Origin of the sequence: Candidatus Filomicrobium marinum, assembly GCF_000981545.1 — a bacterium.
GTDB lineage: Bacteria > Pseudomonadota > Alphaproteobacteria > Rhizobiales > Hyphomicrobiaceae > Filomicrobium > Filomicrobium insigne.
In genome coordinates, this window is record NZ_LN829119.1 from 2,435,164 (window position 1) to 2,461,175 (window position 26,012).

General features: G+C 57.0%; 24 protein-coding genes. 13 read left to right on the forward strand and 11 right to left on the reverse strand.

Annotation, left to right across the window (positions count from 1 at the left end; genetic code table 11):
- Positions 1-216: 216 nt before the first annotated feature.
- From YBN1229_RS11425 to YBN1229_RS11440, 4 genes are all read right to left on the reverse strand, one after another.
- Complete coding sequence (locus tag YBN1229_RS11425) at positions 217-2,868, reverse strand: TonB-dependent receptor (protein ID WP_046479193.1); 2,652 nt, start codon at positions 2,866-2,868, stop codon at positions 217-219.
- A 357-nt stretch (positions 2,869-3,225) separates the two neighbouring features.
- Positions 3,226-5,280: a protein-L-isoaspartate(D-aspartate) O-methyltransferase gene (locus tag YBN1229_RS11430; RefSeq protein ID WP_046479192.1), complete on the reverse strand. Its 2,055-nt coding sequence runs from the start codon at positions 5,278-5,280 to the stop codon at positions 3,226-3,228.
- A 25-nt stretch (positions 5,281-5,305) separates the two neighbouring features.
- Entirely contained in the window at positions 5,306-5,752 is a 447-nt protein-coding gene (locus YBN1229_RS11435) for a DUF2267 domain-containing protein (protein ID WP_046479191.1), read from the reverse strand.
- A gap of 115 nt (positions 5,753-5,867) precedes the next feature.
- Entirely contained in the window at positions 5,868-6,287 is a 420-nt protein-coding gene (locus YBN1229_RS11440; RefSeq protein WP_046479190.1) for a CBS domain-containing protein, read from the reverse strand.
- 240 nt (positions 6,288-6,527) lie between these two features.
- Here YBN1229_RS11440 and YBN1229_RS11445 point away from each other — a divergent pair, with 240 nt between their 5' ends.
- The 4 genes from YBN1229_RS11445 (at position 6,528) to YBN1229_RS11460 (ending at position 9,667) form a co-directional block, all read left to right on the forward strand.
- Positions 6,528-7,070: an RNA polymerase sigma factor gene (locus YBN1229_RS11445; protein ID WP_046479189.1), complete on the forward strand. Its 543-nt coding sequence runs from the start codon at positions 6,528-6,530 to the stop codon at positions 7,068-7,070.
- Positions 7,070-7,837: a hypothetical protein gene (locus YBN1229_RS11450; protein WP_046479188.1), complete on the forward strand. Its 768-nt coding sequence runs from the start codon at positions 7,070-7,072 to the stop codon at positions 7,835-7,837. Before YBN1229_RS11445 ends, YBN1229_RS11450 begins: the two co-directional genes overlap by 1 nt.
- A gap of 115 nt (positions 7,838-7,952) precedes the next feature.
- Positions 7,953-9,248: a sulfite oxidase gene (locus tag YBN1229_RS11455; protein ID WP_046479187.1), complete on the forward strand. Its 1,296-nt coding sequence runs from the start codon at positions 7,953-7,955 to the stop codon at positions 9,246-9,248.
- A gap of 74 nt (positions 9,249-9,322) precedes the next feature.
- Positions 9,323-9,667, forward strand: a complete 345-nt coding sequence (locus YBN1229_RS11460; protein ID WP_052743887.1) for a c-type cytochrome — start codon at positions 9,323-9,325, stop codon at positions 9,665-9,667.
- A gap of 29 nt (positions 9,668-9,696) precedes the next feature.
- Here YBN1229_RS11460 and YBN1229_RS11465 read toward each other — a convergent pair whose 3' ends face one another.
- A complete protein-coding gene (locus YBN1229_RS11465) occupies positions 9,697-10,500 on the reverse strand; it encodes a pentapeptide repeat-containing protein (protein ID WP_046479186.1) in 804 nt (267 codons plus the stop codon).
- Positions 10,501-11,129: 629 nt separating this feature from the next.
- Between YBN1229_RS11465 and YBN1229_RS11470 the strand changes: the two genes are divergently transcribed.
- Together YBN1229_RS11470 and YBN1229_RS11475 are read left to right on the forward strand one after the other, a co-directional pair.
- Complete coding sequence (locus tag YBN1229_RS11470; protein ID WP_052743888.1) at positions 11,130-11,588, forward strand: host attachment protein; 459 nt, start codon at positions 11,130-11,132, stop codon at positions 11,586-11,588.
- A 142-nt stretch (positions 11,589-11,730) separates the two neighbouring features.
- Complete coding sequence (locus tag YBN1229_RS11475) at positions 11,731-13,482, forward strand: cation:proton antiporter (protein ID WP_046479185.1); 1,752 nt, start codon at positions 11,731-11,733, stop codon at positions 13,480-13,482.
- A 10-nt stretch (positions 13,483-13,492) separates the two neighbouring features.
- Here the strand turns inward: YBN1229_RS11475 and YBN1229_RS11480 are convergent, their stop codons facing one another.
- Complete coding sequence (locus YBN1229_RS11480) at positions 13,493-14,176, reverse strand: GntR family transcriptional regulator (protein ID WP_046479184.1); 684 nt, start codon at positions 14,174-14,176, stop codon at positions 13,493-13,495.
- A 315-nt stretch (positions 14,177-14,491) separates the two neighbouring features.
- On the opposite strand from YBN1229_RS11480, the gene YBN1229_RS11485 reads away from it, so the two are divergent.
- The 4 genes from YBN1229_RS11485 (at position 14,492) to YBN1229_RS11500 (ending at position 18,538) form a co-directional block, all read left to right on the forward strand.
- Entirely contained in the window at positions 14,492-15,280 is a 789-nt protein-coding gene (locus YBN1229_RS11485; protein ID WP_046479183.1) for an ABC transporter ATP-binding protein, read from the forward strand.
- On the forward strand, positions 15,280-16,152 hold the full coding sequence (locus tag YBN1229_RS11490) for an ABC transporter permease (protein ID WP_046479182.1): 873 nt from the start codon (positions 15,280-15,282) through the stop codon (positions 16,150-16,152). The genes YBN1229_RS11485 and YBN1229_RS11490 overlap by 1 nt, the downstream gene beginning before the upstream one ends.
- Positions 16,153-16,194: 42 nt before the next feature.
- A complete protein-coding gene (locus YBN1229_RS11495) occupies positions 16,195-17,172 on the forward strand; it encodes an ABC transporter substrate-binding protein (RefSeq protein ID WP_046479181.1) in 978 nt (325 codons plus the stop codon).
- A 73-nt stretch (positions 17,173-17,245) separates the two neighbouring features.
- On the forward strand, positions 17,246-18,538 hold the full coding sequence (locus YBN1229_RS11500; RefSeq protein ID WP_046479180.1) for an amidase: 1,293 nt from the start codon (positions 17,246-17,248) through the stop codon (positions 18,536-18,538).
- A 72-nt stretch (positions 18,539-18,610) separates the two neighbouring features.
- Here the strand turns inward: YBN1229_RS11500 and YBN1229_RS11505 are convergent, their stop codons facing one another.
- The 3 genes from YBN1229_RS11505 to YBN1229_RS11515 form a co-directional block, all read right to left on the reverse strand.
- A complete protein-coding gene (locus tag YBN1229_RS11505) occupies positions 18,611-19,198 on the reverse strand; it encodes a Tll0287-like domain-containing protein (RefSeq protein WP_046479179.1) in 588 nt (195 codons plus the stop codon).
- 117 nt (positions 19,199-19,315) lie between these two features.
- Positions 19,316-19,966: an NrsF family protein gene (locus YBN1229_RS11510; protein WP_046479178.1), complete on the reverse strand. Its 651-nt coding sequence runs from the start codon at positions 19,964-19,966 to the stop codon at positions 19,316-19,318.
- Complete coding sequence (locus tag YBN1229_RS11515) at positions 19,963-20,508, reverse strand: sigma-70 family RNA polymerase sigma factor (protein ID WP_152025022.1); 546 nt, start codon at positions 20,506-20,508, stop codon at positions 19,963-19,965. Before YBN1229_RS11515 ends, YBN1229_RS11510 begins: the two co-directional genes overlap by 4 nt.
- A gap of 394 nt (positions 20,509-20,902) precedes the next feature.
- On the opposite strand from YBN1229_RS11515, the gene YBN1229_RS11520 reads away from it, so the two are divergent.
- From YBN1229_RS11520 to YBN1229_RS11530, 3 genes are all read left to right on the forward strand, one after another.
- Complete coding sequence (locus YBN1229_RS11520; protein WP_046479177.1) at positions 20,903-21,175, forward strand: pentapeptide MXKDX repeat protein; 273 nt, start codon at positions 20,903-20,905, stop codon at positions 21,173-21,175.
- A 77-nt stretch (positions 21,176-21,252) separates the two neighbouring features.
- Entirely contained in the window at positions 21,253-22,128 is an 876-nt protein-coding gene (locus YBN1229_RS11525) for a cytochrome b/b6 domain-containing protein (protein WP_046479176.1), read from the forward strand.
- Positions 22,125-22,895: a molybdopterin-binding protein gene (locus tag YBN1229_RS11530; RefSeq protein ID WP_046479175.1), complete on the forward strand. Its 771-nt coding sequence runs from the start codon at positions 22,125-22,127 to the stop codon at positions 22,893-22,895. Before YBN1229_RS11525 ends, YBN1229_RS11530 begins: the two co-directional genes overlap by 4 nt.
- A gap of 22 nt (positions 22,896-22,917) precedes the next feature.
- Here YBN1229_RS11530 and YBN1229_RS11535 read toward each other — a convergent pair whose 3' ends face one another.
- Entirely contained in the window at positions 22,918-24,300 is a 1,383-nt protein-coding gene (locus YBN1229_RS11535; RefSeq protein ID WP_046479174.1) for a hypothetical protein, read from the reverse strand.
- Positions 24,301-24,483: 183 nt separating this feature from the next.
- Positions 24,484-25,893 carry a pyridoxal phosphate-dependent decarboxylase family protein gene (locus tag YBN1229_RS11540; RefSeq protein WP_046480658.1) on the reverse strand — a complete coding sequence of 470 codons (1,410 nt, stop codon included), beginning with the start codon at positions 25,891-25,893 and terminating at the stop codon, positions 24,484-24,486.
- Between the last annotated feature and the right edge of the window lie 119 nt (positions 25,894-26,012).

A 26,012-nucleotide genomic window follows, 5' to 3' on the forward strand; every position in this document is an offset into this window, starting at 1 on the left:
TGGTTCAGCCGCCGGGCTGACGAGGCAAAAAGCGCTCAACGAAAGCGTTGGATCGAAGAAAGAGACAATGCCGTTTCTGCTCGCAAACACGAGTCCAGCAGTGGAACGAAATCGTCGTCACGCCAGACAGAACGACATGCCGAGGAGATCGAAGCACGACGAATATTCGTCGGTTATGAGGCAGAGGGAGACACTGTCTCCCTCCCCTGTAAATTGTCAGAACGTGACCTTCACACCGCCATACGCCGCAACCGGTGGCGCCGGTACGATCGACCGGGGGTTAGTGAACTCAAAGCCGGGGCCCACGGGATCCGTCGGGGCCTCATCTGCCTCAAACAACGTACCAAACAGTCCGTACCGTTGGTCGAAGATGTTATTTACGAAGCCGTAAATCTGAACGTTGTCAGTCAGCTGATATGACGTCGACACGTCGACGCGCGTGTATCCGCCAACTTGCTGCAGAAGATTAGCCTCGTCGCCGAGGTGGTACTGTCCTGAAGCAGCAACAAGGTCAGCACCAACCTTCCAGCGATCCGTCACCCAGTAATCGAAGCCCGCCTTGATGCGATGGGCGGGGATCCCCGGAATATTGTCACCGGGAGAGACATTGATGCAGGAAGTATCAGGATCGCCGACGCATGGTGTGCCCAAGGGATGCGCGGGTGACTGGAACTCATTCGCAGTCTCAAATGTAGCACTTACATAGCTGTAGCCTGCATAAAGAGACCAGACACTGTTGGAATAGCGCATGCCAGCCTCAACACCCTGACGAAGCGTGTCGCCTGCGTTGAAGAAGTAGCCGCGACCCGTCTGTGCGGCCGAAACAAACAGAATGTCGTCCGTGTTCTGAGTGCGGAACAATCCAACACCCCAGTCGAAACGCTGCGAGCCGTCAAAGGACTTCATCCGTCCCCGCAGACCAGCTTCCCACGTGTCCGAGACCACTTGTTCCAGCGGAGGATCGTCCGTCAGGAAGCTCTCGATTGGGCACGGATTTTCCGGGTTTGCGCAGGCCAATTCGGCGGGAGTGGGCGCACGGTTTGCTTCCGAATAGCCGGCGTAGAGTGAAATGCCGGGCATGAATTCGTAGGTCGCGCCGACGCTTGGGTTGAAACGCTCGAAACTGTGATCTCGCGTAATTCCATCGAACTCACCGGTGAGGTCGACCATGTCTATGGCAGCGTAATTGTAACGGCCGCCGACGGTCACAGCCAGCTGGTCGGTAAGGTCGAGCGTGTTCGTAAAGTAGACACCGACATATTCAGTCTGAACATCGACATCGCGACCGATAAAGTCATCAGGTCCGCCGAGGATGATACCTGACCCGTCCACAACGAAACGCGGGCCAATGGTACCGATCTCCGATGAGGTGCCGTACCGAACCGAGCCGCGATCATAACTCGCACCGAACAAAAACTGATTTTTGAAGCCAAACAGATCTGACTTCTCAACAGCCTGGACGGAACCGCCCCAGCTTTCTGCCTTTTGGTTGATCCGGTCGATAACGCCGAAGGGTTCGCCACCGGCAGCGTCGCCGTCTATCGGATTACCGTCGAGGTCACGAAGCTGTTGAATTTCGTTGTTCTCAAGTTCTTCCGAACAAACGTTATCCGCGTTGAAGTCGGCTTCCGTCGTCGCGCCCGGGTTTTCGGCGAGAACTTCACCGCACTCTTCACCCTCCAGAACGTTGCCGTCGATGAGGTTGGACCTGTAGCGGCGGTAGTAGGCGAGACCGGAGAAGGTTAGCGTGTCCGTTGCCTTCACCGACGCGTTGATCGACGGCATCAGCAGTTCAAGGTCAGTCGTTTGCGGGGAGGTGAAGGTACGCTCCCACCCAAGATTCAGGAGCTCTTCTGGAGACGCCGCAACGACACCTGCCGAGCTGCCTGCCCAGGTGAGATTAAAGTGCATCTCAACGGCAGAGCCGCGGAAACCCAAATCCGTATACATGCGCTCAAGGTCAGCATCGGAAAAATCGCGATAGCCATCATCCATGATTTTCTGGCCAGCAAAGTAGATTGCTGCCGGACCGCTCTGCATACCGACCTGAGTCGATACTTGCTTGCGTCCAAAGGAACCGCCCATAACGTCGATTTCGACACCCTGGAAGCTAAAGCCGTCCTTCATAAGAATTGATGCACCGCCACCGATAGCATTGAGTCCGTAAACCGGGTTGCCGCTGAGGATCGTTATATCGCTAATGGCATTTGACGGAATGAGATCCCAATTGACGACATCCCCGAAGACTTCATTGATGCGCACACCATTTTGATAGACAGCGACGCCCTGGGGGAAACCGGTGATGGAGCCCGCCCCAAAGCCGCGATAATCGAGCTGGGTACGGAACGTCGAGCCGCCGGCATCCATAAGAATGACACCAGGCACATGTTTTTGCAGGGCATCCTGCGTCTCAACACGGCCGTTGTCCAAGATCATCGTAGACGAAACCGTGCTGACGCCCCCCGGGTATTTCCCAACCGGAATCTCTCCTCCCGACGGGGACATGGGGACAAGGTCACCGTTGGCGCGTCCAGCTGCTGTAGAAACGGGTGCGCTAGGAGACGAAACGGCCTCTGGCGGAAGCGGCTCGGGTGAAACCACAGGTTGAGCTACAGGTGTCGCTTTCTGCTTCTGTTTCGGAGCCGCCTTCGCCGCTTTGGCCTTGGGTTGATCCTGAATGACCTCGACCGCTGGCAAGTCAGCACCGGTTGGCTCGCCACTTACGGGCGCCTGACCGTTCTGAGTGGTGGCGGGTGTATCTGTTGTCGCTGGCTGTTGCTCGGTGCCTTGGGCTAGAGCCAAGGTTGGCCACAACAGCAAAGCTATTCCCGTACTGAATGCGCAATGCCTCAAAATATTAAAAATCATTAGCCCCCCCTAGGACTGGAGCACGAGACGCTCTTTCTCACCACACGTGCCACCGGATATCGAGATACGGTCAGCAACTCTGATGCGGGTCGACCGAAAGGGAAAAATTCCCAAAAATGGTGGGAAATAATCCCGATTTTACTTATTTTTCCAAGACTTAACGGGTAATACTGAAAACCGTTGAACACAAATTGGTCAATAATGGAAACCGGATTTGGAATGTATGGAATGCATGTTTTAGAAGCGGGTGTGACCACAACACATCACGACGGCACCGCAACAAAAGCAGGCAATCCAACACAGTTGAGTTTGACCGTGATTCGCGGAGCTTTAGGGAGATATGCAACTAGAGTGACACTAGACCCCGAAGGGGTAAGTGTCAGGGAGGCCCTCCAGTTCTTTCGTATCTAACGGAGTGATCGCCGACGTCTCGTCAAACCAGAAGTAGTCGTCGAACTGCTTTGGCAGAATGGCTTGAAAATAGTGGCTGGCGAGTTCCGTTTCTGGACTGTAGATGACGCCGATCGCACGCTCGAGCCGCGGCGTTCCGAGGACGTTGTAAAGGTCCGATTTTCCGTTCTGAGCAACGTTCAAAAGGAAACGTGAGCTGTTGCCAGCTTGGGAGGCCTTGTGAAACAGCCGCTCATAGCTATTGCTGACGGCGGGCCGAACTGTCTTGATCTCCATCGGCCCGTCCCAGTTCGATGCTGCGGCGACCTGGCCATGGTCAGTTCCAAACCCGATGGTGTAGACACCCCGTCCGAATTCGGCACGGCAAAGTTGTCCAAGGTTATGTTCGCCGCGCAGCGCCATCTCTGTCGCGAGCGCGTCTCCGACGTGAGAATTGTGAGCCCAGACGATCGTCTTCGAGTTCGCGCCATAAAATTCGAGAAGAGACGTCAGCGTTTCGAACATGTGGCGATCGCGCAAATTCCATGACGCGCGCGAGCCGTAATACATGATCCGATAATAGCGTTCTGCATTGGCGACGAGCTTGGCGTTCTGCACCGCATCGAAATAGCGATCTCCATTGCGTAACGCATAGGCGTGTCGCCGTTCCAGCAAGCTCGAAAGCATACGCGCCACCGGGTCTTCGCAACTCCGAAACCGACCCGTGAGTGCGGCCCGACCATAGGTGGCGGGATCGCTTTGCCACGGCGTTAAGCAGCCGTAGCGTTCGCGTGCTGTCTCCGCCGCTTCAGGGTCGACGTCGTCGAGATAGGTAAGAACGGATCGGATTGACGTATACAGACTGTAAAGATCAAGGCCATGAAACGCGACGCGTTGCTCTGGTTGCTTTGCTTCGTTGTAATCGCGTAGCCAGTCGACGAACGATTGCACCTCTCGGTTCCGCCACATCCACGTGGGAAAGCGGGCGAAAGCCGTCCATTCCGAAGCCGGATATTCAAAGTGACGGACATAGTGATCCACTCGCGCAGCATCCGGCCAGTCGCCTTCAATCGCGATGAAGCGAAAGCCCTTCTTTAAGATGAGTTCCTGAGAGAGACGCTCTCGCATTCTGTAAAATTCGGACGTGCCATGCGTCGCTTCACCGAGAAGCACAACGCGTGCATCGCCAATCCGCGCGATCAATGCATCAAGATCAGCATCTTCCATGCTGTCAAACGGTTCCGAAAATTCGCGTACGGTGCTGATAGCAGAATCGTCAGGGTCGGCGGATCTACGAGTGCGTTGACGCGGAGAGGATTGCGGCCTCCCCGAAGCCCAGCCTTCTTCCCCCACGAGCGGAACAAACCGTACGTCAGCAATGTCTTCGCTCTCAAAGGCATCGTCACCCACGCGGGTGACACGTACGAGTTCCTGAGCGCGGGGATCGGTCCCTATGGGGATCACAAGCCGGCCGCCGATTTTGAGTTGGCGCTTCAGGGAAGCTGGGACCTCCGGGCCGCCAGCTGCAACGATGATCGCGTCGTAGGGAGCGTGCTCGGGCCAGCCCCGCGTCCCGTCCGCATGAAGTACGTGAACGTTGCGATATCCGAGGTCAGAAAGCTTTGCAGCTGCTGTCACCGCGAGTTCACCAAGCCGCTCGACCGTGTAGACATCGCTGGCGATTTCCGAGAGTACAGCGGCGGCATATCCTGACCCCGTCCCGATTTCGAGAACCTTCTCACCACCTTCGAGGTTCAACGCTTCCGTCATAAACGCAACGATGTAGGGCTGCGAAATCGTCTGGCCTTCCTCAATGGGAAGCGGCGTGTCGTCATAAGCGAACTCCTGCATATGCTCAGGGAGGAATTGCTCGCGTGGGACACGCTCCATCGCTTTGAGCACGTGCTCTGACTCAACGCCGCGTGCCGCGATCTGATTGTGAACCATCGCTCGCCGGCGGGCCGAGAAATCCAGTGTCTTACTCTGCTTGTCTTGACTTGGCGCATGGCGTTGATCGCTCATATGCACCTCCTGTGCGGCGGGAGTTCTAGATGCGTTGCTGATATGTACGCGCTGTCTCAGGCCATAGTTGCTTTATGTCAGCCGGCAGTTGGCCAATTACCTGCGAAACTTCTCCTGGATCGCAGTGATGGGCAATTAGCGCGAAGACGTCACGGACCGCTTGTTCCGGCGGAACGGGACGCGGCAAAAGCTTCATCAAAACTTCATCGAGAAATTTCTGCTTTGAGCGAATTCGTTCCGGCGTGCGCGAGGGACGCCATCCCTCGTAATAAATCCCACGGAGGAGTGTTGGTAATTGCGCGCCAAATTCGATGGCTTCTTCGAGGGTCAGACGGTCACGCAGTTGATGCAAGACCGCACGTAAGACACTCAACGCGGCCGCCTCGTCATCAAGGTCGGCGTTATCGCGCAGCTCTTTAAGCCACTCTTGGGTCTGCTGCACGGTATGTGAGACCGTTGCGGGTAGCGTCATGGCTGATACTCCGAAAGCGTAAGCGGAGTTCGGCCCCCCGATATTTTCACGACCTCCTTCATTCCCGCCATATCGGCAAGAACGACTCGTCTCCAAATTTAGTTCTTCTGTCTGTTCAGGCGTGATGTGCCGATAAGGCGGTCATCGCTTCGCCGGTCAGCTCATGTGACGCGGCATGTGAGATATCTCCCACGCTCAAGATGCCTACCATCCGCTTCTCGTCGTTGATGACCGGCAAACGGCGAACCTGCTTTTGCTCCATGATACGCAACGCATCTTCGAGATCTTCCGTATCGCGGCAATAAAATATGCCTTCGCTCATCACGTCTCGGGCCGTCAGCCGGGAACAGTCCTTGCCATCGGCAACAGCACGGCATGCGATATCGCGATCAGTTACCATACCGATAAGTCTATCGTTTTCTCCGACGGGAATGGACCCAACGTCCAGATCCTTCATGCGTTTGGCGATTTCTGACAACGGCGTATCCGGGCCAACCCATTGGGCACCGGAGTGCATGACGTCTTTGACTTTCATTTTGCGTACTCCGAACTAGCGTTTTCGCACGACCACGGCCGAGGTCGAGGTCACTGAGATCGTATCATCTCTCCGCGGTTTGAAAAATCGCGTTGATCTGGGTCAAGCTGCGGGTGGCTCAAGCCAGTGTGCACCGTGCAATTATCCTCCTTTTGTCGGGGCCGCTTGCGAGAAAACCATTGCTTTGCCTAAGATGCATCGAGGTAGGAAACGGATAATTCCAGTGGGCAGAGGGCAGTCGTGAAAGGCAAGCGGCAGCGGATCGAGCCCTATTTGCGTCGCTTATACGGTTACGCGTTCAGCCTCACGCACGACGCTGACATTGCGCGCGAGCTTTTACATGAGGCTGTAGTCAAAGCTCTGGCGGCCAGGGAAGTTCCCTGCGATGAGCCCGCGTATAGGGCATGGCTTTTTCGCATTCTCCGCAACGCCTTTACCGACCGGCATCGCCGTCAGCGCGATATCGAGTGGGCCGCGGACCTTGGCGAGGAAGACATCGGTATGTGGGATTTCGGGTCCGAAACCCAGCAAGTCAATGTATTGGCGGTCCGTATGGCCTTTGGCGAATTGCCAGTCGCGCACCGGGAGATTATCGGTGCCATCGATATATCAGGTCTGACTTATGCCGAAGCGGCGGATCTACTTCAGGTTCCGGTAGGTACGATCATGAGCCGCATTTCCCGAGCGCGTGCAGCCCTATACAAAGCAATGGCGAAAACCAGAGCGGAAACGACGATCGAGTTTCTACCCGTGCAAAGGGCAGGCAGAAAGGGCAGCAGTTAATGACAAGCCAGCGTATCGGTATCGAAACGCTGAGTGCTTACGTCGACGGTGAACTAACGCCGGCGGAAGCTGCTGACGTTGCGCGCGCAGCGGCGCGGGATCGGGCTATAGCCGCACAAATCGCCTCCCTGCGCGAGATGAAAGCCGCGATCGCGGACTTGGCACCGACCGTTACGCTGCGGATGCCGGAAAAGCCGAAACGTTGGCCATTTGCCCTGCCAGCGATGGCTGCGGCAGCGTCTTTGGCTGCTGTGTTGATCTTGGCTGTCGTACTATCCGGCCACTTCGATCCGAAGCCGGGAACGCCATTGACAGCCCTGTTCGAAACGCACCATCGTGACTGGACCTTCGATCGCTCGGCGTCGGCAGGGGGGCTAGCGCGCGTGGATTATGCTGGGTCACAGCCTGAGATGCTGGACCTGACGGCTGCTCAACTCGCGTTCGCGGGTCGTGAGAGCTTTGTGTACGACGGCAGGATACTTGATCGGCTTGGTTACGAGGGTACGCGCGGTTGCCGCCTGAGTTTGTTCAAGATTCCACAGGGAGTAGAGATTACGGCCAACGCATTTGCCCCACCACTGCACGCGCGGGTTTGGACGAGTGGCGGCAACAGCTTCCTTCTTATGGCTCAGGGAATGGCGCCGCGACGCTTCCGGGAACTCGCGACCGTCATCGAAAGTGCGATCCGTAGCCAACGGCCCTTTGATGCGAAAACGCGCCAGCGGCTCGCACAAGCCCGAGCCGCAAGCCGCCCGTGCCAAGCTTGAACGGCCCTCTCCCACGCACCATAAATTTTTTCCAAGGCGCATGGAATAAACGCGACCCCTGAAACGTCTTCTCTCAATAAGCCGTCGTCTGACGAGAACAATAGGGAGGAAACGTATGGGAAAGAAGACCGTGGAACGCGGGCTGTTCGAGCTATTCGAACGGGACGCAGAAATGGCTGACGAGCTCGTGTTTGGCCGCCGTACGGGCGCGGACCGTCGCGGCTTTTTGAAGGGGGCGGGGTTGGCGTCCATGGGAGCCATGCTCGGGGCATCCATTCCCTTCCATCGCAATATGCCGAGCGGCTTCATTCCAGTAGCCCTAGCCGATGTCGCAAAGGTTGAGGGCAAAGACGGGCTCCAGCTCGTCAATGACAAACCCTTGAACGCAGAGACGCCGCCGCACCTGCTCGACGATGCCATCACGCCAACGGCACGGCACTTCATCCGTAACAATGGCAACCCGCCGGAAAACACCGATCCCGCGAACTGGACGATCACGATCGACGGTGAGGTGGAAAAGCCCCTCAAGCTGTCCATTGCTGACCTGAAGAAAGACTTCGACGTTGTCGAACAGGCCATGGTCATCGAATGCGCCGGGAACGGCCGAAGTTTCTTCGATCCTCCCGTGAGCGGCGGGCAGTGGACCTATGGCGCGGTTGGGTGTTCAAAATGGACAGGCGTCAGGCTTGCCGACGTACTGAAAGCTGCAGGCGTTAAAAAGAGCGCGATCTACACCGGACACGAGGGCGCCGATACGCATCTTTCGGGCGACGAGAAAAAGAAAACCTTGTCGCGGGGACTGCCGATTGAAAAGGCGATGGACCCAAATACGCTTATCGCTTTCGAGCAGAATGGCGGGGCATTGCACATCGATAATGGCGCTCCCGTCCGGTTGGTGGCCTCTGGTTATCCGGGATCGTGCTCGCAGAAGTGGCTGACGCGCGTTTGGGTGCGCGACAAAGTCCACGACGGTGCGAAGATGACCGGTAGCTCCTACCGCGTTCCAAACCGACCGGTCGAGCCTGGTGAAAAGGTCGAGGACAAGGATTACGTGATCATCGGGGAAATGCCCGTTAAGTCACTGATCACCTCGCCGATGACCCGCAGTTCGCCCTCAAGTCGAGAGATCGACGTGCGGGGACACGCATGGAGCGGCGCACACGAGGTTGTCGAAGTTGCGGTCTCCTATGACTTTGGTCAGACATGGCAGAAGGCGGAACTCGATAAGCCCGTCAATCCATTCGCATGGCAGAACTGGCGGACAAAGATAACGTTGCCACAAGCCGGCTACTACGAAATCTGGGCCCGCGCGACGAACGACCAGGGCGTGAGCCAGCCGCACATGATCGTCTGGAACCCCAAGGGCTATCTTAACAACGCCATGCATCGCGTGGCGGTTACCGTTAGCTGACGCTCCGGCGGCGAGGAGCCAGCGCGAAGGGCTCCTCGCACTATTTCAAATTAAAAATGCGGTTGAAAAACATCATGAGCATCATTGCTTTGGCACCAAGGTGGCTCTCCGCCTTGGTTATCGGGATTTGTGTGGTGTTTGCGGGAGTGCCCACCGTTGGCGCTCAGCAACAAGAGGAAGATGAGTACCAGGGCCTGCCGGAAGGTGAGGGGCGAGAGGAAGTCGCGGCCTATTGCGGGGCTTGCCATTCTCTCGGTCTGGTTTCGCAGCAGAAGCTTCCCCGTCATCGCTGGGAGGATTTGCTCGTATGGATGAACGAAAAGCAGGGGATGCCCAAGCTTCCGCCTGAAGATGAAAAGATTGTCCTCGACTATCTCACTGAACACCTGGGCCCGCCGAAGACCCGCCGACGGTTCTGAAGTTTTTGCCCTAGCTAGGAACTGCGCGCCTAGTTCCGAAATGCCTTATCGAGATTTTTGGCTTTGTCGAGGTTCTTGGCCTTGGCCGTATTTTTCATTTCGCCGATATGAGCTGAGTTGAGGTCGGCGCCTTCAAAGTTGGCGCCGGCAACATTGGCGCCAGTGAAGTCGGCTGCCGCGAGCTCGCTGTTTTTCAGGTTTGCGTCTGTAAGATCCGCATCTCGCAAAGAGGCAAATTCCATCATAACCCGGGCCAAATTGGCTTTCCGAAATGACGCTCCATCGAGATTCGCGCTTTTAAGGACGCCCCGCATCAAACCCATCGATTGGTTTGTCTCGTCTGCCGATAGGTTGGCTCCATCAAATTGGGCGTCTTTCAAACTCGCATTTGTGAAATCTGCGGCGACGCGCGCATTGCTCAAGTCCGCACCATCAAGACGGGCATCCCAGAGTTGAGTTGCGAACAGACTGGCACCCTTCAATGACGCACCCGAGAAGTCAGACTTGAGAGCCCAGGCTTGATCCAGAGTGACGCCGTCGAGATTGGAATCTTTGAAGTTCGTCTTATTGATGCGCGCAGCTTGTAGTTTGATCCGTCTGAGATCGAGCCCCGACAGGTCGAGACCGTTCAAACTCTTTCCCGTGAGATCAAGCTCAGCGCCAGCCGGAAGCTCGGCAAGGGATTGGATGACGTCGTCCCGCGACATGTCTGCCTTGGTAAAGGATTCCGAGGTGACATCGAGCCCGGTGAAATCCTGCGAACGCGCAATAGGCGGCGAGATGTTCAGCATCACGAGTGCGAAAGCGGTAACCAGCAGCGCTGGGCGTAGCATGGTTTGTCCTCCGTGCCGGGGCAGGCATGCGCTGGCGACGGATATCCAAAGTCACCACGTTTTACTCAAATGCCTATTCGAAGCCGACCTAACAAGGCGTGCGACCCGCAAAAGGAGAGTAAGGAATGGATAGTCGGCTTTCCGCCGCCAGGTTATCGGAGGGGTGACGGTTGGGGCAGCAGGCTCGGGGATGTTAGCCGTGACGGCCTCCGCTGAGGAGGCGACTGGGCCAACCGGTTCCACAGCCCCTAGCGCGCAACCGCCCGGAGCCTGCACGCTGCTACCCCAAGCGGTTGAAGGTCCGTACTATTTCGATCCGGCACAGATGGCATCTTCAAAGGCGGACAGAGAGAAGGCGGCGGTACGGTATTGGCTATCAAGGAAGAGCCTGATGTGATCGTCGCCTCACTCTTGATTGGCGTCGACCGCACTGGGGAGGCAGCGCGTCAGCCCGGTGGCGTTCGGGGATTTCTGAAAAGCATTTTTGAGGGGGCTGAAAGGTAAGTTCCTTTCTCAAAGTTGGGCCGTTAAAGCAGGAGGCGATTATCCTTAATTGAGGTAAATCAACACGCTTGCCTTCCAAAGAGATACCTTAAACTCAAGTCCCGGCCTAATTGCGAGGCAGTCCCATGCGGCGTACGACGTGGATCCTTGTTGCTGACGGCGCTAGAGCGCGCATCATTTCGCGTGTCGTCGAAGGGTTTGGGGCATGCGCCGACACAACAATTTCAGAACCTTATAATTTTGAAGAAGAACGTTCGCCCGGTCGAGAATTGACACGCGAACGCCCCACACGCGTGCATGATCGCTTCGGGCCGGGGCGACATGCGGTGGAGCCGAAACAGGATGCCAGCCGCAAAATGGTCACCAGATTTGCGACTGAGATCGCTGATATGCTCAGCGCTAGTTTGAAAGCGAGAGGCTTTGATCGGCTCATCGTCGTTGCTCCACCTGCAATGCTGGGTGATCTGCGCAAGTCGCTGAGCAACCATGTGCGCGCGAAAGTGATCGCCGAGATCGATAAGGATATGACCAAAGCCGGGATTCCCGAGGTCATGAAGCATATCGAAGCTGGGTACATCGGTTAATCTCCGCGATTGCCCCATAGGTAAAACACCCGTATTTGCGGTGAAGCTTAGGGTTGGACATCCATGAGGCGTCCATAGCCGTGACGATGCGCGCATAATAGTATGCTGTAGATTTTATCGGGGTCTTAGGCGGGAGGGGCGCATGGGCCATGAGGGCCAGGAAGTCCAGTTGAAGGATGCGCTGGTATTCCTTTTTGCTGCGGGCATCGTCGTACCCGTTTTACGTCTTTTCCGCGTTCCGTCTGTTTTGGGGTTTCTGCTCGCGGGCGTCGCGCTGGGACCGCACGGGATCGGGGCCTTCGTCGCTGATTGGCCCGCACTCTCGTATCTGACGATTTCCGATCCGCGGGCAGCAGCACCTTTCGCCGAACTGGGCATCTTGTTCCTGCTGTTCCTCCTGGGCCTTGAGCTATCGTTTGAAAAGCTGTGGTCATTGCGGCGTGCGGTTTTCGGCGCAGGTAGCGTACAGGCTGCATTGAGTGCTCTCGTGATCGGTGGGGCCGCCTTCATGCTGGGGCAGGGAGCCCCGGCGGCCGTAGCGGTGGGACTGGCTCTCGCGTTGTCCTCGACAGCGATCGTGATGCAGATGCTCAGTGAAGAGCACCGTGTCGCCGGGCCGGTCGGTCAAACGGCTTTGGCTGTCTTGCTGTTCCAGGACATGTTGGTCGCGCCCATCCTCATTTTGCTGGGCTTTCTTGCGCGCGGTGGCGAAGCGAATCTCTCGACCTTGATTTTCGATGCCTTGCTTCAGGGCGCGCTCGCCATTGTCATCATTTTCGTTATTGGCCGGATTGTGCTGAGACGCGCCTTCCGACTGGCAGCGCAGATGGGCGGGCGAGATTTCCTCATGGCTTTGACGCTCCTGATCGTTGTCGGGGCGGCGGTACTCACGGCAGGTGCTGGGCTCTCGTTGGCGCTCGGTGCGTTTCTCGCGGGTTTGTTGTTGGGGGAGACCGAATTTAAGCACCAGACCGAGGTCGACTTGGAACCCTTTAAGGGGCTTCTTCTCGGCTTATTCTTTACGACAGTCGGAATGGGGCTCGATCTTGCCAGCGTCTGGAGCCTCTTGCCGATCGTAGTGGGCGGGCTGGTGGCAATGCTCATTGTCAAAGTCATTATCGCTGCGTTCGCCTGTCGTCTTTTTTCAGGCGAGCGGTCTGTGGCCGTGGAGACGGCCTTCCTATTGGCTCCCGCGGGCGAGTTCGCATTCGTCGTGATTGCCGCCGCAGCAACGGGCGGCGTGCTAGACGCACAAGCAGCAACCGTAGTTGCGGCGATTGCGGGCTTGTCGATGCTGGTGACCCCGCTGGCAGGACGCGTTGGCCGCAAGGTCGGGGAGGCCCTTGCCGAATTGTCGGCACAGGAAGCGCTTTCGATTGCGGATTTTTCCAGTCTCACGGGGCATGTTGTCGTCGCAGGCTTCGGGCGCGTCGGCCGGACGATCGCGCGAATTATAGACGTCGAGGGAGCGGATATTGTTGCGCTTGATCGCAATGCGAGCCTGGTGTCACGCGAACGGACGAAGGGCTGGAAAGTGTATCTTGGGGATGCCGCTCGCCCCGAGATATTGCATCAGGCCGGCGCAGGCGGAGCCGCGATGTTCGTCGTAACGGTCGATGATCCGAACGATGCGGAGGCGATGGTGCGCGCAGTGAGAAATGTCCGGCCCGACGCGCCGGTGCTAGCGCGCGCCCGTGATGCCGAACACGCCCGAAAACTTTTTGAGGCGGGGGCGAACTTCGTCATCCCCGATGCCGTGGAAGCTGGCCTGCAACTCGCCGGTCGTGCGCTTGAGGAATTCGGATGTGCGGGGGAAACGGTGCGTGATCGTATCAACGCTGAGCGTGATTCCGAATATCGTCGCGCGACGGTAGCGGCTGCAAAGGAAACCTAGGCGCAGTGGGCTATTTCGAAAGCAATACAGCCTGAAGGCCGGACACCGATTTGCTCTCGACCTCCAACTCTATGGCACGCAGGGTCTGCGCGAGGTGATCTTCCGTTTTTTGCGCAATGCCTGCGCGATCCCGCGCCTGATAGAACGTCAGGAGCTCTGCGTGATCGCGGTTGTTCATCTCCCGGATCTCCGCGCGCGCAAACAGCGACAGGACAACGTACGGCGACGCCGCGTGGGCGAGAGTGTAGACAATATTTCCAAGCCGCCGATCATTTGAATTTCCGGTCAACGTGACGTGAAATTCCTGATTCAAGCTCGCCCACAGTTCAGGGTTCTCCGTTCTGCACATTTCCCGATGACAGGCTTCAGCGCGGGCAATGTCTTCGTCCGAGATTGCATCGAGCGTGCGTTCGGCGAGGAGTGGCTCGAGCCGGATACGCATCTGGTAGATCTCTTGGACTTCGCTGAGCGTGAGGCCGCGAACCACGGCGCCGCGATGCGCGTCGAGGGAGATCATGCCTTCCGCAAGCAAATCGCGAAACGCTTCTCGCACAGGCGTCGTGCTGACGCCTAATCGTCGGGCAACTTCTTCTTGGCGCAATCGGGACCCGATGGGGTATCGGCCTTGGAGTATTTCCGTTCTTAGTGTGCTCAGCACGTGTTGCCGGATAGTCCTGGGCCGCCCTTCAACCATTTCGGGCTCCTCCTTGTTTAAAACTCAGTCGAAACCTCGCGGCGTCTGGGTGCAATTAAAATATCGACGTCTGGAATGCTCATGGTCTGAATTGGTCGCGGGCTGCGCGTATGAATGCCAGTCTTTTGTGCACAATGCACAATGTATTGTGCAGCGCAAAGATGTCAGGATTTTGCGGAGGATGCAAGCGGAATTCTGCATGCGCTACTCTCAAGTGTCTGGCATGCCTACGTTATTTCTGCCGGCTTGGCGCGCAGCTAGTGATCTGAAAATGCTGGCATGTCTCTTGCTATGTCGTACCAAAAGGAGACTGGTATGGCAGAACCACAAGTCCAGCTGAGCATCCGCAACATCAAGAAAAGCTTCCCCGGCAAAGGAGGTGCGATCCCCGTTCTCGATGGGCTGACCTTCGATATCTATGAACGCGATTTCGTCAGCATCATTGGCCCCAGTGGGTGCGGTAAGACGACGGTCTTCAACGTCATCGCTGGATTGTTGGACGCTGATAGTGGAGCGCTCGTCTATCGAGGAGATGAGGTCGACAGCCTGCGCGGCCGCATCGGTTACATGATGCAAAAGGATCTGCTCTTTCCTTGGCGGACTGTCCTTGAGAATGTGCTGCTTGGCTTAAAAGTGCGCGGCGTCGCGGACAATGAGGCAATCGATACGGCGCGTGAGTATCTGTCCACGTTCGGCCTTTCCGGGTTTGAAAAAGCATATCCCAAGACGTTGTCGGGAGGCATGCGCCAGCGCGTGGCTTTGATCCGCACGCTCATTATGGACCCCGACATCCTTCTGCTCGATGAGCCTTTTTCCGCGCTCGACTATCAGACACGTCTCTATCTGGAGGGAGTCCTGATGGAGGCCGTCGAAACCTTCAACAAGACGGTGATCCTCGTCACGCACGACATTGATGAGGCCGTCGCCTTATCCCGGCGCGTCGTCGCATTGAGCGGCCGGCCGACGCACGTGAAGAACGTGCACACCATCGAAATCGAACGCAGCACCCCTATCGAGGCACGGAGTGACCGGCGCTTCTCGGAATACTTCCACACGCTTTGCGGGGAACTCGATATCCAAACCAGCAAGAAGAGGGCGAACTGATGGTATCGGTATCGACGACGTCTGCTGAGGCCGAGGGTCATGTCAAAGAGGCAAAACCCAAGGCCAAAACCAAAAAGTCGCGCAATTACTTCGACACCGTTCTCGGGCGGTCGGCCCTGCAGATACTCAGCGTCGCAATCTTCTTCCTGCTGTGGGAATTCGGCTGCTGGATGGGATGGATATCGGAATTCTTGTTTGGGCGCCCATCCGGTATCTGGGAAAACTTCGCAACTCGAATGGCGGACGGCTCATTGCTGATCGACAGCGGCTACACGCTGTTTGAAGCTATTCTTGGCTTTGTCATCGGTACGGTCGTGGGATCGATACTCGGTCTCGCCATGTGGTACTCGGTTTTTGTCGCGCGCCTTGTTGAGCCATTCATCGTGGCGCTCAACAGTGTGCCGAAGATCGCTCTCGCTCCTGTCATTCTGCTTTGGTTCGGGACCGGTCTCACGTCCAAGGTGGTGCTTGTCATTTCGATGACCGCATTGGTGGCGCTGATCGCTGCTTATCAAGCCGCCAAGGATGCCGACAAGGATCTGCAGGCGCTGATGCTGTCCATGGGCGGCAGCAAACACCAGGTTTTCTATCGGGTCATCATCCCTTCTTCGCTGCCAGCGATCATTGCGACGTTCCGCATCAATATCGGCTTTGGCCTCGTCGGTGCGGTGGTCGGCGAATTCATCTCGTCCAAGCATGGCTTGGGGCACATCGTCTACACCGCGTCCAGCCTTTACGACCTCAACACCGTTTGGGTGGGCCTCTTCGTCCTCATGTTCATGGGCTACGTCCTCTACCACGGGATCGATGCTCTGGAGCGCAACTTGCTTCCTTGGAAGCAGGATACCGGACGCGCGCACGTCCAAGTCTGACACTTCGCGAACTACCCAACTTGTCATCTAAGGAGAGTTGATATGCGACTTAGCTGTAAAGCCGCAGGAATATTTGCGATCATCGCATCGCTGGTAATATCGTCCGTGCCGTCCGTCGCGCAGGATAAGAAGGTCACGATTTCGCAGGCCTTCCAGTCCATGCTGTACCTGCCGTTCTACGTCGCAATCAATAAGGGCTACTTCAAAGATCAGGGCCTCGACGTAAGCAAGGAAACGGCCGGCTCGCCGACAGCCGCTTTGGCGGCCGTGCTTTCCGACAGCGCGGAGTTCTCAATTCACGGGCCCGAATGGACAGCGATCGCGGCCTCCAAAGGCGCCGATGTCAACATCATCAGCAACGTCGTCAACGGTGCGGCAGTCTGGATCGCGACCACGCCGGACTTCAAGTACGAAAAGATCCAGGATGTAAAAGGCGAAAAAGTTGTTGCCGGTCTGATGCCGACAACGAGCACGTCTCTGTTCATGAAGCTCCTACAAGACAACGGTATGGACCCGAAGTCCGACGTCGATATTCTCCAGGTCCAGATCGGTTCTGAACCCGGTCCGTTCCTCGGCGGTCAGGCCAAGGTTGCCGTACTTTACGAGCCTGGCCTCGATCAGGTCGCGGCCCAAGGCATGAAAGTCGTCCTAGGGTTCCCGGAAGAGTACGGCCCCTATGCGTTCTCGTCCGTGACTGCAAAGAAGGGTGTCGATCCTGAAACGGCACAGAGCGTCGTCAATGCAATGGAAATGGCGTTCCGGTTCATGCACGCAAACCCGGACGAGACCATTGCCATCGCTCAGAAGGAATTTCCTTCGCTCGACAAGAAGGTCGTGGAAGCAGCTGTCAAACGCATGCTGAAGGAAAACGTTTATCCAACAAGCGTCGAGACAACGAACGACGCCTTTGAAACGGCAATGAAAACGCAGATCGCGCTGGGTAATCTAAAGGACGCGCCAGACTACGCGACCTTCGTATTCCCCGACTACGTAAAGAAGGCCATGGCCTTGCCGAAATGACATTCCCCTGGCTCGGGAGCGGAACACACTCCCGGGCCAGTTCCCATTCTCATCTTCCAGGAACTCTTCAATCATGTCCAAACCGATGGGTTTGCTTGAAGCGGCCCGTGCTTTCAGCAACGGCACGCTTGACCGGAAAGAATATATCGACGCTTGCACAAAGCGCGCTGACGAAGTCGACCCATGGCTGAAGGCCTTCACGTATCGCGTGCCAAGCGAGAAACTCAGCATCGCGGATGAAGGCCCTCTCGCCGGAATTCCCGTTGGTGTAAAAGATATCATTGCGACCGCGGGAATACTGACAACCAACGGCTCGAAAATCTATGCCGACAACGTCCCTGATACCGACGCGGAGGTTGTCAGCCGGATCAAGAAGCTCGGCGGAACGATTTTCGCCAAGACGGTGACTACCGAATTCGCTTGGCGCAGCCCAGGACCTACCGTCAATCCTTGGAATCCGGAGCATACGCCCGGTGGTTCGTCGAGCGGGTCGGCGGCCTCCGTCGCCGCAGGCATTGTCCCCTTGGCGCTGGGAACGCAAACGCTCGGATCTGTCGTTCGACCAGGCGCCTTTTGTGGTGTGGTCGGTTTCAAACCCACGTTCGGTTCTATTCCTCTGGGTGGGGTGCATCCGCTTGCCCAGTCCTTGGATCACGTGGGGTATTTCACGCGCTCCATCGACGACGCTGCCTATGCATTTGGTTTGCTCTCAGACGTGGGTGTCGAGGCATCGGAAATCGACGACTTAGCTAATGGTATCGACACAGGCGTGAGGCCTAAGATCGCCGTGCTCACTCCGAGTTTCGCGGGAGATATGAGCGACGAGCAAAAGGCTGCGTTTGAGAACGCAATAGAGGCACTGCGCACAGCAGGCGCACACGTCGAGCCCATAGATCTTCCTGCGTCCTATTGGGAAGGGGTGAAGGTGTGCGAGATGATCCTTGCCGCGGAAGCGGCGGCCATTCACGCCGAGAACGTTGAACGTTATGCTGACAAAACAAGCCCGCAATTGAAGGACCTTGTGGCACAGGGCGCAGCGATCTCTGCTCCCAAATATATCGCGGCCCTTCGTATGCAAACGGAGCTGCGCGAGCAGCTTCCAAAATACTTGAGTGGCTTTGATGCGGCGCTCACAGTTCCGGCAACCGGAGAAGCCCCGAAGGGCTTAACGTATACCGGCGACACGCACTTCTGTGCGTTGTGGACGTTGCTCGGAGTGCCGGCGCTTTCGATGCCGGTCGCGCGTTCGGCCAATGGCCTTCCGCTCGCCATTCAACTGGTAGGAGGCTTCGGTGAGGATCAGCATCTTCTGCAAACCGCCAAATGGGTTGAGCAGAACCTGACCAATCCGTTCGCGGAAGCTTAGCGCGAATTTCTGACTTCGCTGGGTCGGGGACCATGTCTCCCCGATCCGGGAGCGCAGAAACGCACCAGATTTCTAGTCGAGCTTGCCCGAAATCGTGAACGCACCCCTTAATTCGTCCGGCTTGAATCCGGTCGCTTGGTCTTCGGGATAAAGCCGGGAAATCTCCGCTTTCACCTCAGGCTTCAGCTCAGTGCCGTGACACGCGAGACAGGGTTCGGCGGCCATGGGTATGGCCTTCATGTAGCGAAAGGTCTTTTCGCCATTCTCGGAGACGACCTCGATGTGTTCGAGCTTGGCAAGATCAGCTCCGGATGAAGCCTTTTCCAAAAACTCTTCAAGGACTTTGTGCTCATAAGCATCAGGTGCGTTCTTCGGATTGCGCACCCGGAGCGCTGTACGGCCCACCGTCAGACCATGCTGTTTCGAGGTCTGAATTGCGAGGTCGCCTGCGACAGTGTTGCAGACTTGGAGCGCGGTAACAGGTCCACCGGATTTAATGGCAGCGACAAGCTCACCCTTCAAACGCTCTCCGAGATCCTTCGCGGCAGCGCGTGCACGGTTAAGTGTCTCTGCATCGTTTGTCTCTGTCGCGGGGGCGACGGCTGGGAATGCGGCCGCTAAGAGAACGGCCAAAAGACCTGCGGTAAGTCGTTGAGGCATAGGGCAGCGCTCCGTTCCAGTTGTCTAACATTGTCCCGAAGATAGGACGCTCAAAAAGATTAAGCTAGGCGGCCGAAGGTTACCCCTTCGTGCGACGAAGAAGCTGTCCGGAAACTGTCACCAGCGCAGCAAGTAGCGGCCGAGCAGCGCGCCGACGAGCGTGGGCACCGCCATACCGAGCCCGTACCAGATCAGCACGAACGGCATCGCGCTCTCGTCGCAGGAAAACGCATAGATAAACGCGGCAGACGCCCCCGCGGCCAACCCAACAGAGGCGCCCGCGAGCGTAGGGTGTGTCGGCGCCATCGACCGCATGGCCCACAGCGCTCCGGCGAGTATGGGGAGCGACAAAAGCATAATCAGCCAGGGGCATATGGCCGCCGTCTTGCCCATGATAAGCGCGCGATAGTCGGCGACTGGCGCATTTGCGAGTTGCACGGCGGCCAACGCAGACATCGCGAGCAGGACACCAACAATTCCGGCCCACATCGAGCGGGACACTTTTCCCTCAGGACGCGCCAGGCGCCAAACGGCCACGAGGCCGGCTAACATCAAGAGCCCCGTGAAGGCGAACTTGATCCAAAAGGGCGGAGACGTAAACGCGGTGGGCAAATCAGGGCGCAGGCCCAAAGCAAAAAGCGTGGCGGCAGCGATCGTGAGGACGACGCCCGCGCCGATTCCAAGCCCCAATCGTCGCGACACAAATCCACGCGGCGCCGGCTTTAGGCCGGTCGCGAGGGAGTCGATGAGGTCTGGCGTAGTAGTCAAGGCGCGTCGTTTCCTTTCATGCGTCGAGCAAGCAGTTTCAATCCTCTGTGAATGGCGACCTTGACCGCGGATTCTGAAGCTCCGGAGGCCGCAGAGACTTCAGCAATCGAACGCCCGTCGATTTTGACGGCGCGAATAAAGCCGCGCGTCTGTTCCGGCAGGTCTCCCAGCAGTTTCTCCACGTCGTGCCGAGCCCCCGTCGCTTCGGAGTCATCGGCAGAGATCAGGTCGTTCATGTCATCGATCGGCACCGATAAATGCGCACGGCTCGCACGCAAATGGTCGATCAACTTGTACCGTGCAATGGCATGCAGCCACGCAGTAAACGGGCGGTCGCTATCGTAGGTAAAACGGCGCGTATGAACCGCGAGCAGTGTCTCCTGCACGAGATCCTCCGTAGAGGCATGCCCGGGCCCCATCCTGCGCGAGTAGTACGCACGTAGCCGGTCGCCGACATCACTCAGCAACTGGCGGTACGACTTCTCGTCACCGGCCAAAGCCTCGATCATCAATCTGCGTAGCCGTTCTTCTACCGGCTGCACGTCCACCTAATCCTTATTCGTTTCAATAGGCGCAAGAGTTACAGCGCGAAGCTGACGCACACACCATTAGCGAGCAGGTTACTGATCACAAGGACGTGACGATAGTAACCGACCTGCTCTCCTTCCCGAATTCACCTTCAACACCGGCGCAACGCGTCGACAGAGAAGATTTGATCGGGAGATTTGCAATGCCCAGGGCATCGCCGTTCTAGTCCAGCCTCCGAGCAAAAGAACTTTGGCACGGTGTCCGCACCACCTGCGGAAACGACGCGCCATGTCCGAAATCCAGAGTGCCGGATTTGCAAAACTCCGGTGTTCGGGATCGCGCTGGGCTTATCGGCCTAGCATTCACCCACGCGCTTAAAAGTAGCGCACGCTTTCAAGGAAGATTATTATGACGCCTATTAAACCTTTTGCACGTGCCGGACTCTTGATCGCTACCGTAGCGCTGACGTCTCTGGGTGTCGCCCAGGCCGAAGACGCGATGAAAACGGACTCTATGAAGTCAGATGCAATGGCATCAGACACCATGAAGTCCGATGCAATGAAATCCGACGCCATGAAAACGGATTCCATGAAGTCTGATTCAATGAAATCGGATGCGATGGAGAAACACGACGGCATGGAAAAAGACTCCATGAAGTCGGACGCAATGAAGAAGAACTAGGCACTGAGGCGCCCGGTTCTTGCGCTCAACCGGCTGGAGCCGGGCCCATTTTCATGTGACAATCTTGAGCAAAAATCATGTTTCATCCCAGATCCCGGTCGGTAGGGAAGCCATCGTCATCCGACGTGGCTGGCGCAACTCAAAAAAAACTGGTCTTTCGTCATCCACTCCTGGTGCGTCTGACCCACTGGATGAACGTCTTGTGCCTCTTCATCCTGCTTCTGAGCGGGCTGCAAATATTTAATGCCCATCCTTCTCTTTATTGGGGGAAGTACGGAGCAGATGCGGATCCAGCCTTCATCGATATTCGCGCATATAGAGACGGTAACAGCATCCGAGGCGAAACCCGGATCGGTTCTCTGGCAATTCCGACCACCGGATTTTTGGGCGCCTCTGAATATAACGGTGCACTAAGCGTGCGCGCTTTCCCCTCGTGGCTGACGATCCCGAGTTACCGGGATCTGTCCACGGGACGGCGCTGGCATTTCTTCTTCGCGTGGGTGTTCGTCCTCAATGGGCTCGCCTACGTGATCTACGGAATTGCCGCTGGCCATTTTCGGCGCAAGTTGGTGCCGAACACCAATGAGCTGGCCCCCTCGCATTTAGCTCACGAGATCGCCGATCACGCGCGTCTGCGCTTTCCCAAAGGCGATAAAGCACGCCACTACAACACTTTGCAAAAGTTGGCCTATCTAAGTGTAATCTTCATTCTGCTGCCCCTCATGGTGGCGACAGGTTTGACAATGTCGCCGGCAATGGATGCAGCGTGGCCATGGTTGCTTGATGTGTTCGGCGGCCGCCAGTCTGCACGCACGATCCATTTCATCTCAGCGACACTGATCGTCGGTTTCGTCTTTGTGCACGTGGCGATGGTCCTGCTTTCGGGCGTGTGGAATAACCTGCGCTCGATGGTTACGGGCCGCTATGCGATTGAAGTGGAGAAGCATCCATGATTGTGAGCCCGACACGTCGGCGCCTTCTCATCGGCTCTGCTGCTACGGCGGCCGCAGCCCTACTCGGTGGTTGCGATGCTTTGGTCGACAACCAACACGTGGCACGCGTCCTAGAGGGTGCTGAAGCACTGAACAAGGACTTGCAGCGCGCTTTGCTGTCGGACACGACATTGGCGCGCGAATATACGGAGGCCGATATGTCCCCCGTATTTAAAGCGAATGGGACGCAACACCCCGAGGGCGATGCCTATGCCAGCCTTCTCGACAACGGCTTTGCCGATTGGCGTCTGACAGTAGACGGTAAGGTCGACCGTCCACTCAGCCTATCTCTCGCGGAGCTCAAGCAGCTGCCTGCGCGCACGCAGATCACACGGCACGACTGCGTGGAAGGTTGGAGCGCAATCGGCAAATGGACCGGCGTGCAGTTGGGTACCGTCCTAAAGACAGCAGGCCTGCATACGGACGCGCGTTATGCAGTCTTCCATTGCGCCGACAAATACGAAAACACGGCCGATGGCCAGTACTATGAGAGCATCGATCTCGTCGATGCGTTCCATCCGCAGACAATCCTGGCCTACACCATGAACGATCAGAACCTGCCAGTGGCACATGGAGCCCCGCTTCGTCTGCGCGTCGAGCGCCAACTTGGCTATAAGCACGCCAAATACATCATGCGTATTGAAATCGTCGATAGCTTGAAGGCTATCGGACGCGGCCGCGGCGGCTTCTGGGAAGATCGCGGATACGAATGGTACGCTGGCATCTAGTCGCGCTACGCGTCGCCCGACCTTAAAGGAGCGTCAGGACAACGACCCAGATTGAGAGCGCGACACCGCAAACCAGAATGTAAGGCCCGTTCCATCGCAGGCCGACGTGGTGTGCGCTCACGCCGCCCATCGCGCCGATCATCAGGGTCGTGGCAGTGTACGGTGAGCTAGCTCCGCTCATCGCCCAGCCTGCTGTGATCGCCACAATGATGTCGGATGGCTCGACCCCGATAGCGGCCGCGCTGGGAAGAAGCGGGGCCAAAAGTGTGACGGTCATAATCGGGTTCATGCCGAGCTGACCGGTCAGCGGTATCAACCACACAATGCAAACGAGTAAGAGCCACGCGGGTACGTTTGAAAGATCAAACCCCGAAGCGGCAGCCAGGGGCGACAAAAGTGCGCCCCCGAGCGTGCCAATCCAACCGGCCATCATGAGCAGGACTATTTCGGAGCGATAGGACGGCAGATCTCTCGTCACGTACGTCTTAATGCGAGCCCATGTCGCCGGCACCTTCCCCGAGTTTTGAATGCTGATCCAGATGATCGAAATGACGGGAACCACCATCATAACGATTCCAATGACGCGGATGTCGGTCGCGGCATGGAGCACGCCCACGAGGACACCCAGTACCGCGAGCAATAAAAAAAGCGGCCAGAGGCTGAGCCAGCTTCCCTCAGCTGTTCGTGGTGATGGCTGAACGGAAAGGCGGGGCTTGAATATAGTGTCGAGCCCCCATCCAACGCCAGCAAGGATTGCAGAACTAACAAGACACGGAAGGAGAGCATCCGACCATCGCGCTCCCGGAATAAGAGACGTTGAGATGGCGACGGAAAAAGCTAAAGGTGACCAAGTTAGCATGGAAACGAAGCCGCGTTGGATCGCGAGCAACATCCGCCGAATGCGGTGGTTGCGAATTTCCTCATTAGGTTCTTGTCGCGCATTCGCCTCAGCGAGGGTGCCGAGCAAAACAAGTGCGCCGTAGTTCAGCAGCAGACCGAACAATTGGCCGCCAACGGTAAGTGCGATGTACCTGCGCCCCGGGGGCTGCAAAGCTAGAAAATGGCCGCACTCGGCGATCGAAGGTGAACTCGCCGCTGCATTTCGCATTGTGGCAAGCGCCGTGAACAAGGCCGCGATAAAGGCCGCTTTTCCGGTGGCTCCAACTATCATTTGAAACCAGTCGGGCCGTGTCGCAAAGGCGATACCTGCGAGGGCTAGACCGACAACGACAAAGATTTGCCGACCCCAGTGAACTTGCGCGACGAGGAGCAACAACGTCAATACTGCGAAGAGGTCTCCCGTCCAGGAGAGCAGCTTGTTTGCATGCCATTCCGAGAGCATCACCAGGACCGCAGTTGCAAAGAGCAGAACTCCGGTCAGGCTCTCGATGAATGATTTTGACACTATTGCCCAGGCCTCATCGCAACAGGGGTAGCGCTTGGCGCGGTACGCGTTGTTGGAAATCCCTCACAGCGTAGATGGCCATATTTTGCCGGACTACGCTATTCACCAAAGCTCGATCTTGATCTTTGACAGATTAGGATAATCAAAACGGTAAAGAAAATTCTGCAAGCGGAGCTGTCTCCTTCAAACTCCACTCTTGAGATATTCTCTGAGCTCATTGATGAGTGCGACGACATCATTCAAATTCGTGGAAGGGTTCATGAACACGATACGGAGCCAGCGTCGTCCAAGAGCCTCTGCCGTCGAGATGTAGAAATTTCCTGATTCAGTCAGGCGCCGGCGAAGTTTGAGTTGAAGGGAGTCTGGGCCGTCAAAACGAAAACACACGATATTCGATTGAGGCTCCACGGCGACTTCGATCTCAGGCTCGGTTCGCAAATATGCAGCGGTCTCCTGGGCGAAGGCGGTCTGCCGTTCAATCGTGGCGGCGATGCTCTTCTCCCCCTGAGAGGCAAGCGCAAAGAACACCTTCAGCCCAAGAGCTGCCTTCGTGCACTCAACCGTTCGGTGAATGAGGTCGATGCCGGGCTGATCTTTTTCGTGAAAGAGATAGCTCGCCTCTTCCCGAAAAGCCCGATCGAGGGCCAACGGGTCGCGTGTGAGAACGGCGGCGCACAGCGTCGATGATCGCAGCATTTTATGTGCGTCCCACACAACGGAATCGGCCAATTCAATTCCATCCAGTAAATGGCGGAGCCGTTGGGAGAGCAAAGCGGATGCGCCATGCGCGCCATCGACGTGCAACCAAATATGATGCTGCCGGCAGATGTGCGCGATCTCTCGCAAAGGGTCGTAAAGTCCGAGAGCCGTTCCGCACGCGTTAGCGACGAGGGCAAGTGGAAGCGTTCCTTCCTGCTGCAATCCGGCGAGAAATCCAGAAAGTCTGGTTGGGTCAAGTCGACCGGCGGAGTCGGTTGGAGCATAGCGAACGGGACCGAGCCCCATGATGCCCGCCGCGCGAGAGACGGAATAGTGGCTGCTCGGCGATGCGACGATGACAAGGTGAGAGGGGTTCCCTTCTTGCCAAGCATTTGGCGCGACCCGCGCACGAGCGGCCAACAACGCCGTCAGATTGGCGAGCGAGCCGCCATGCGTCAGCACGCCGCCGCCGTCCGCTGTTTCGTCTGAGGCCTCTGAAACGCAAGGGCGCCAGCCGATCTTTTCCAGCATCCAATTGATGACGGCGTGTTCGACCGCTGCAGCGGCAGGCCCCATCTCGTAGATGGCCATAGCATTGTTTGTGAAGCCATCAACCAGAGCCGCGATTGCACTTTGAGAAAGTGGCACGGCAACCTGATGCGCCATATAGCCAGGGTGATGCAGGCGTGTTGATGCAGCGAGATAAGTGTCCAGAAAACGCTGCAGCGTTTGCCCCTCAAGGCCGCCGTGTTCGATGAGATGCGCGACGTCAAGCGCGTTCTGGAGTGGGACTAAGCGTTCTTGGCGAAGCACGGGGCCTTCTCGTTTGCGCGCATCGCGGGCAAACGCATCCAAGGCATCTACCGTAATCGAGACGTCTTCTCGAAAGCCCATGATGTTCCATTCCATGTTACGAGCGGGACCCGCAGTGTCTCATGAAAAGGAAAGCAGAAACGTGCTATTTGAGGCGAAGAGAGCCGACATTAAGACATAATATGCCAAAAATTTCGAAT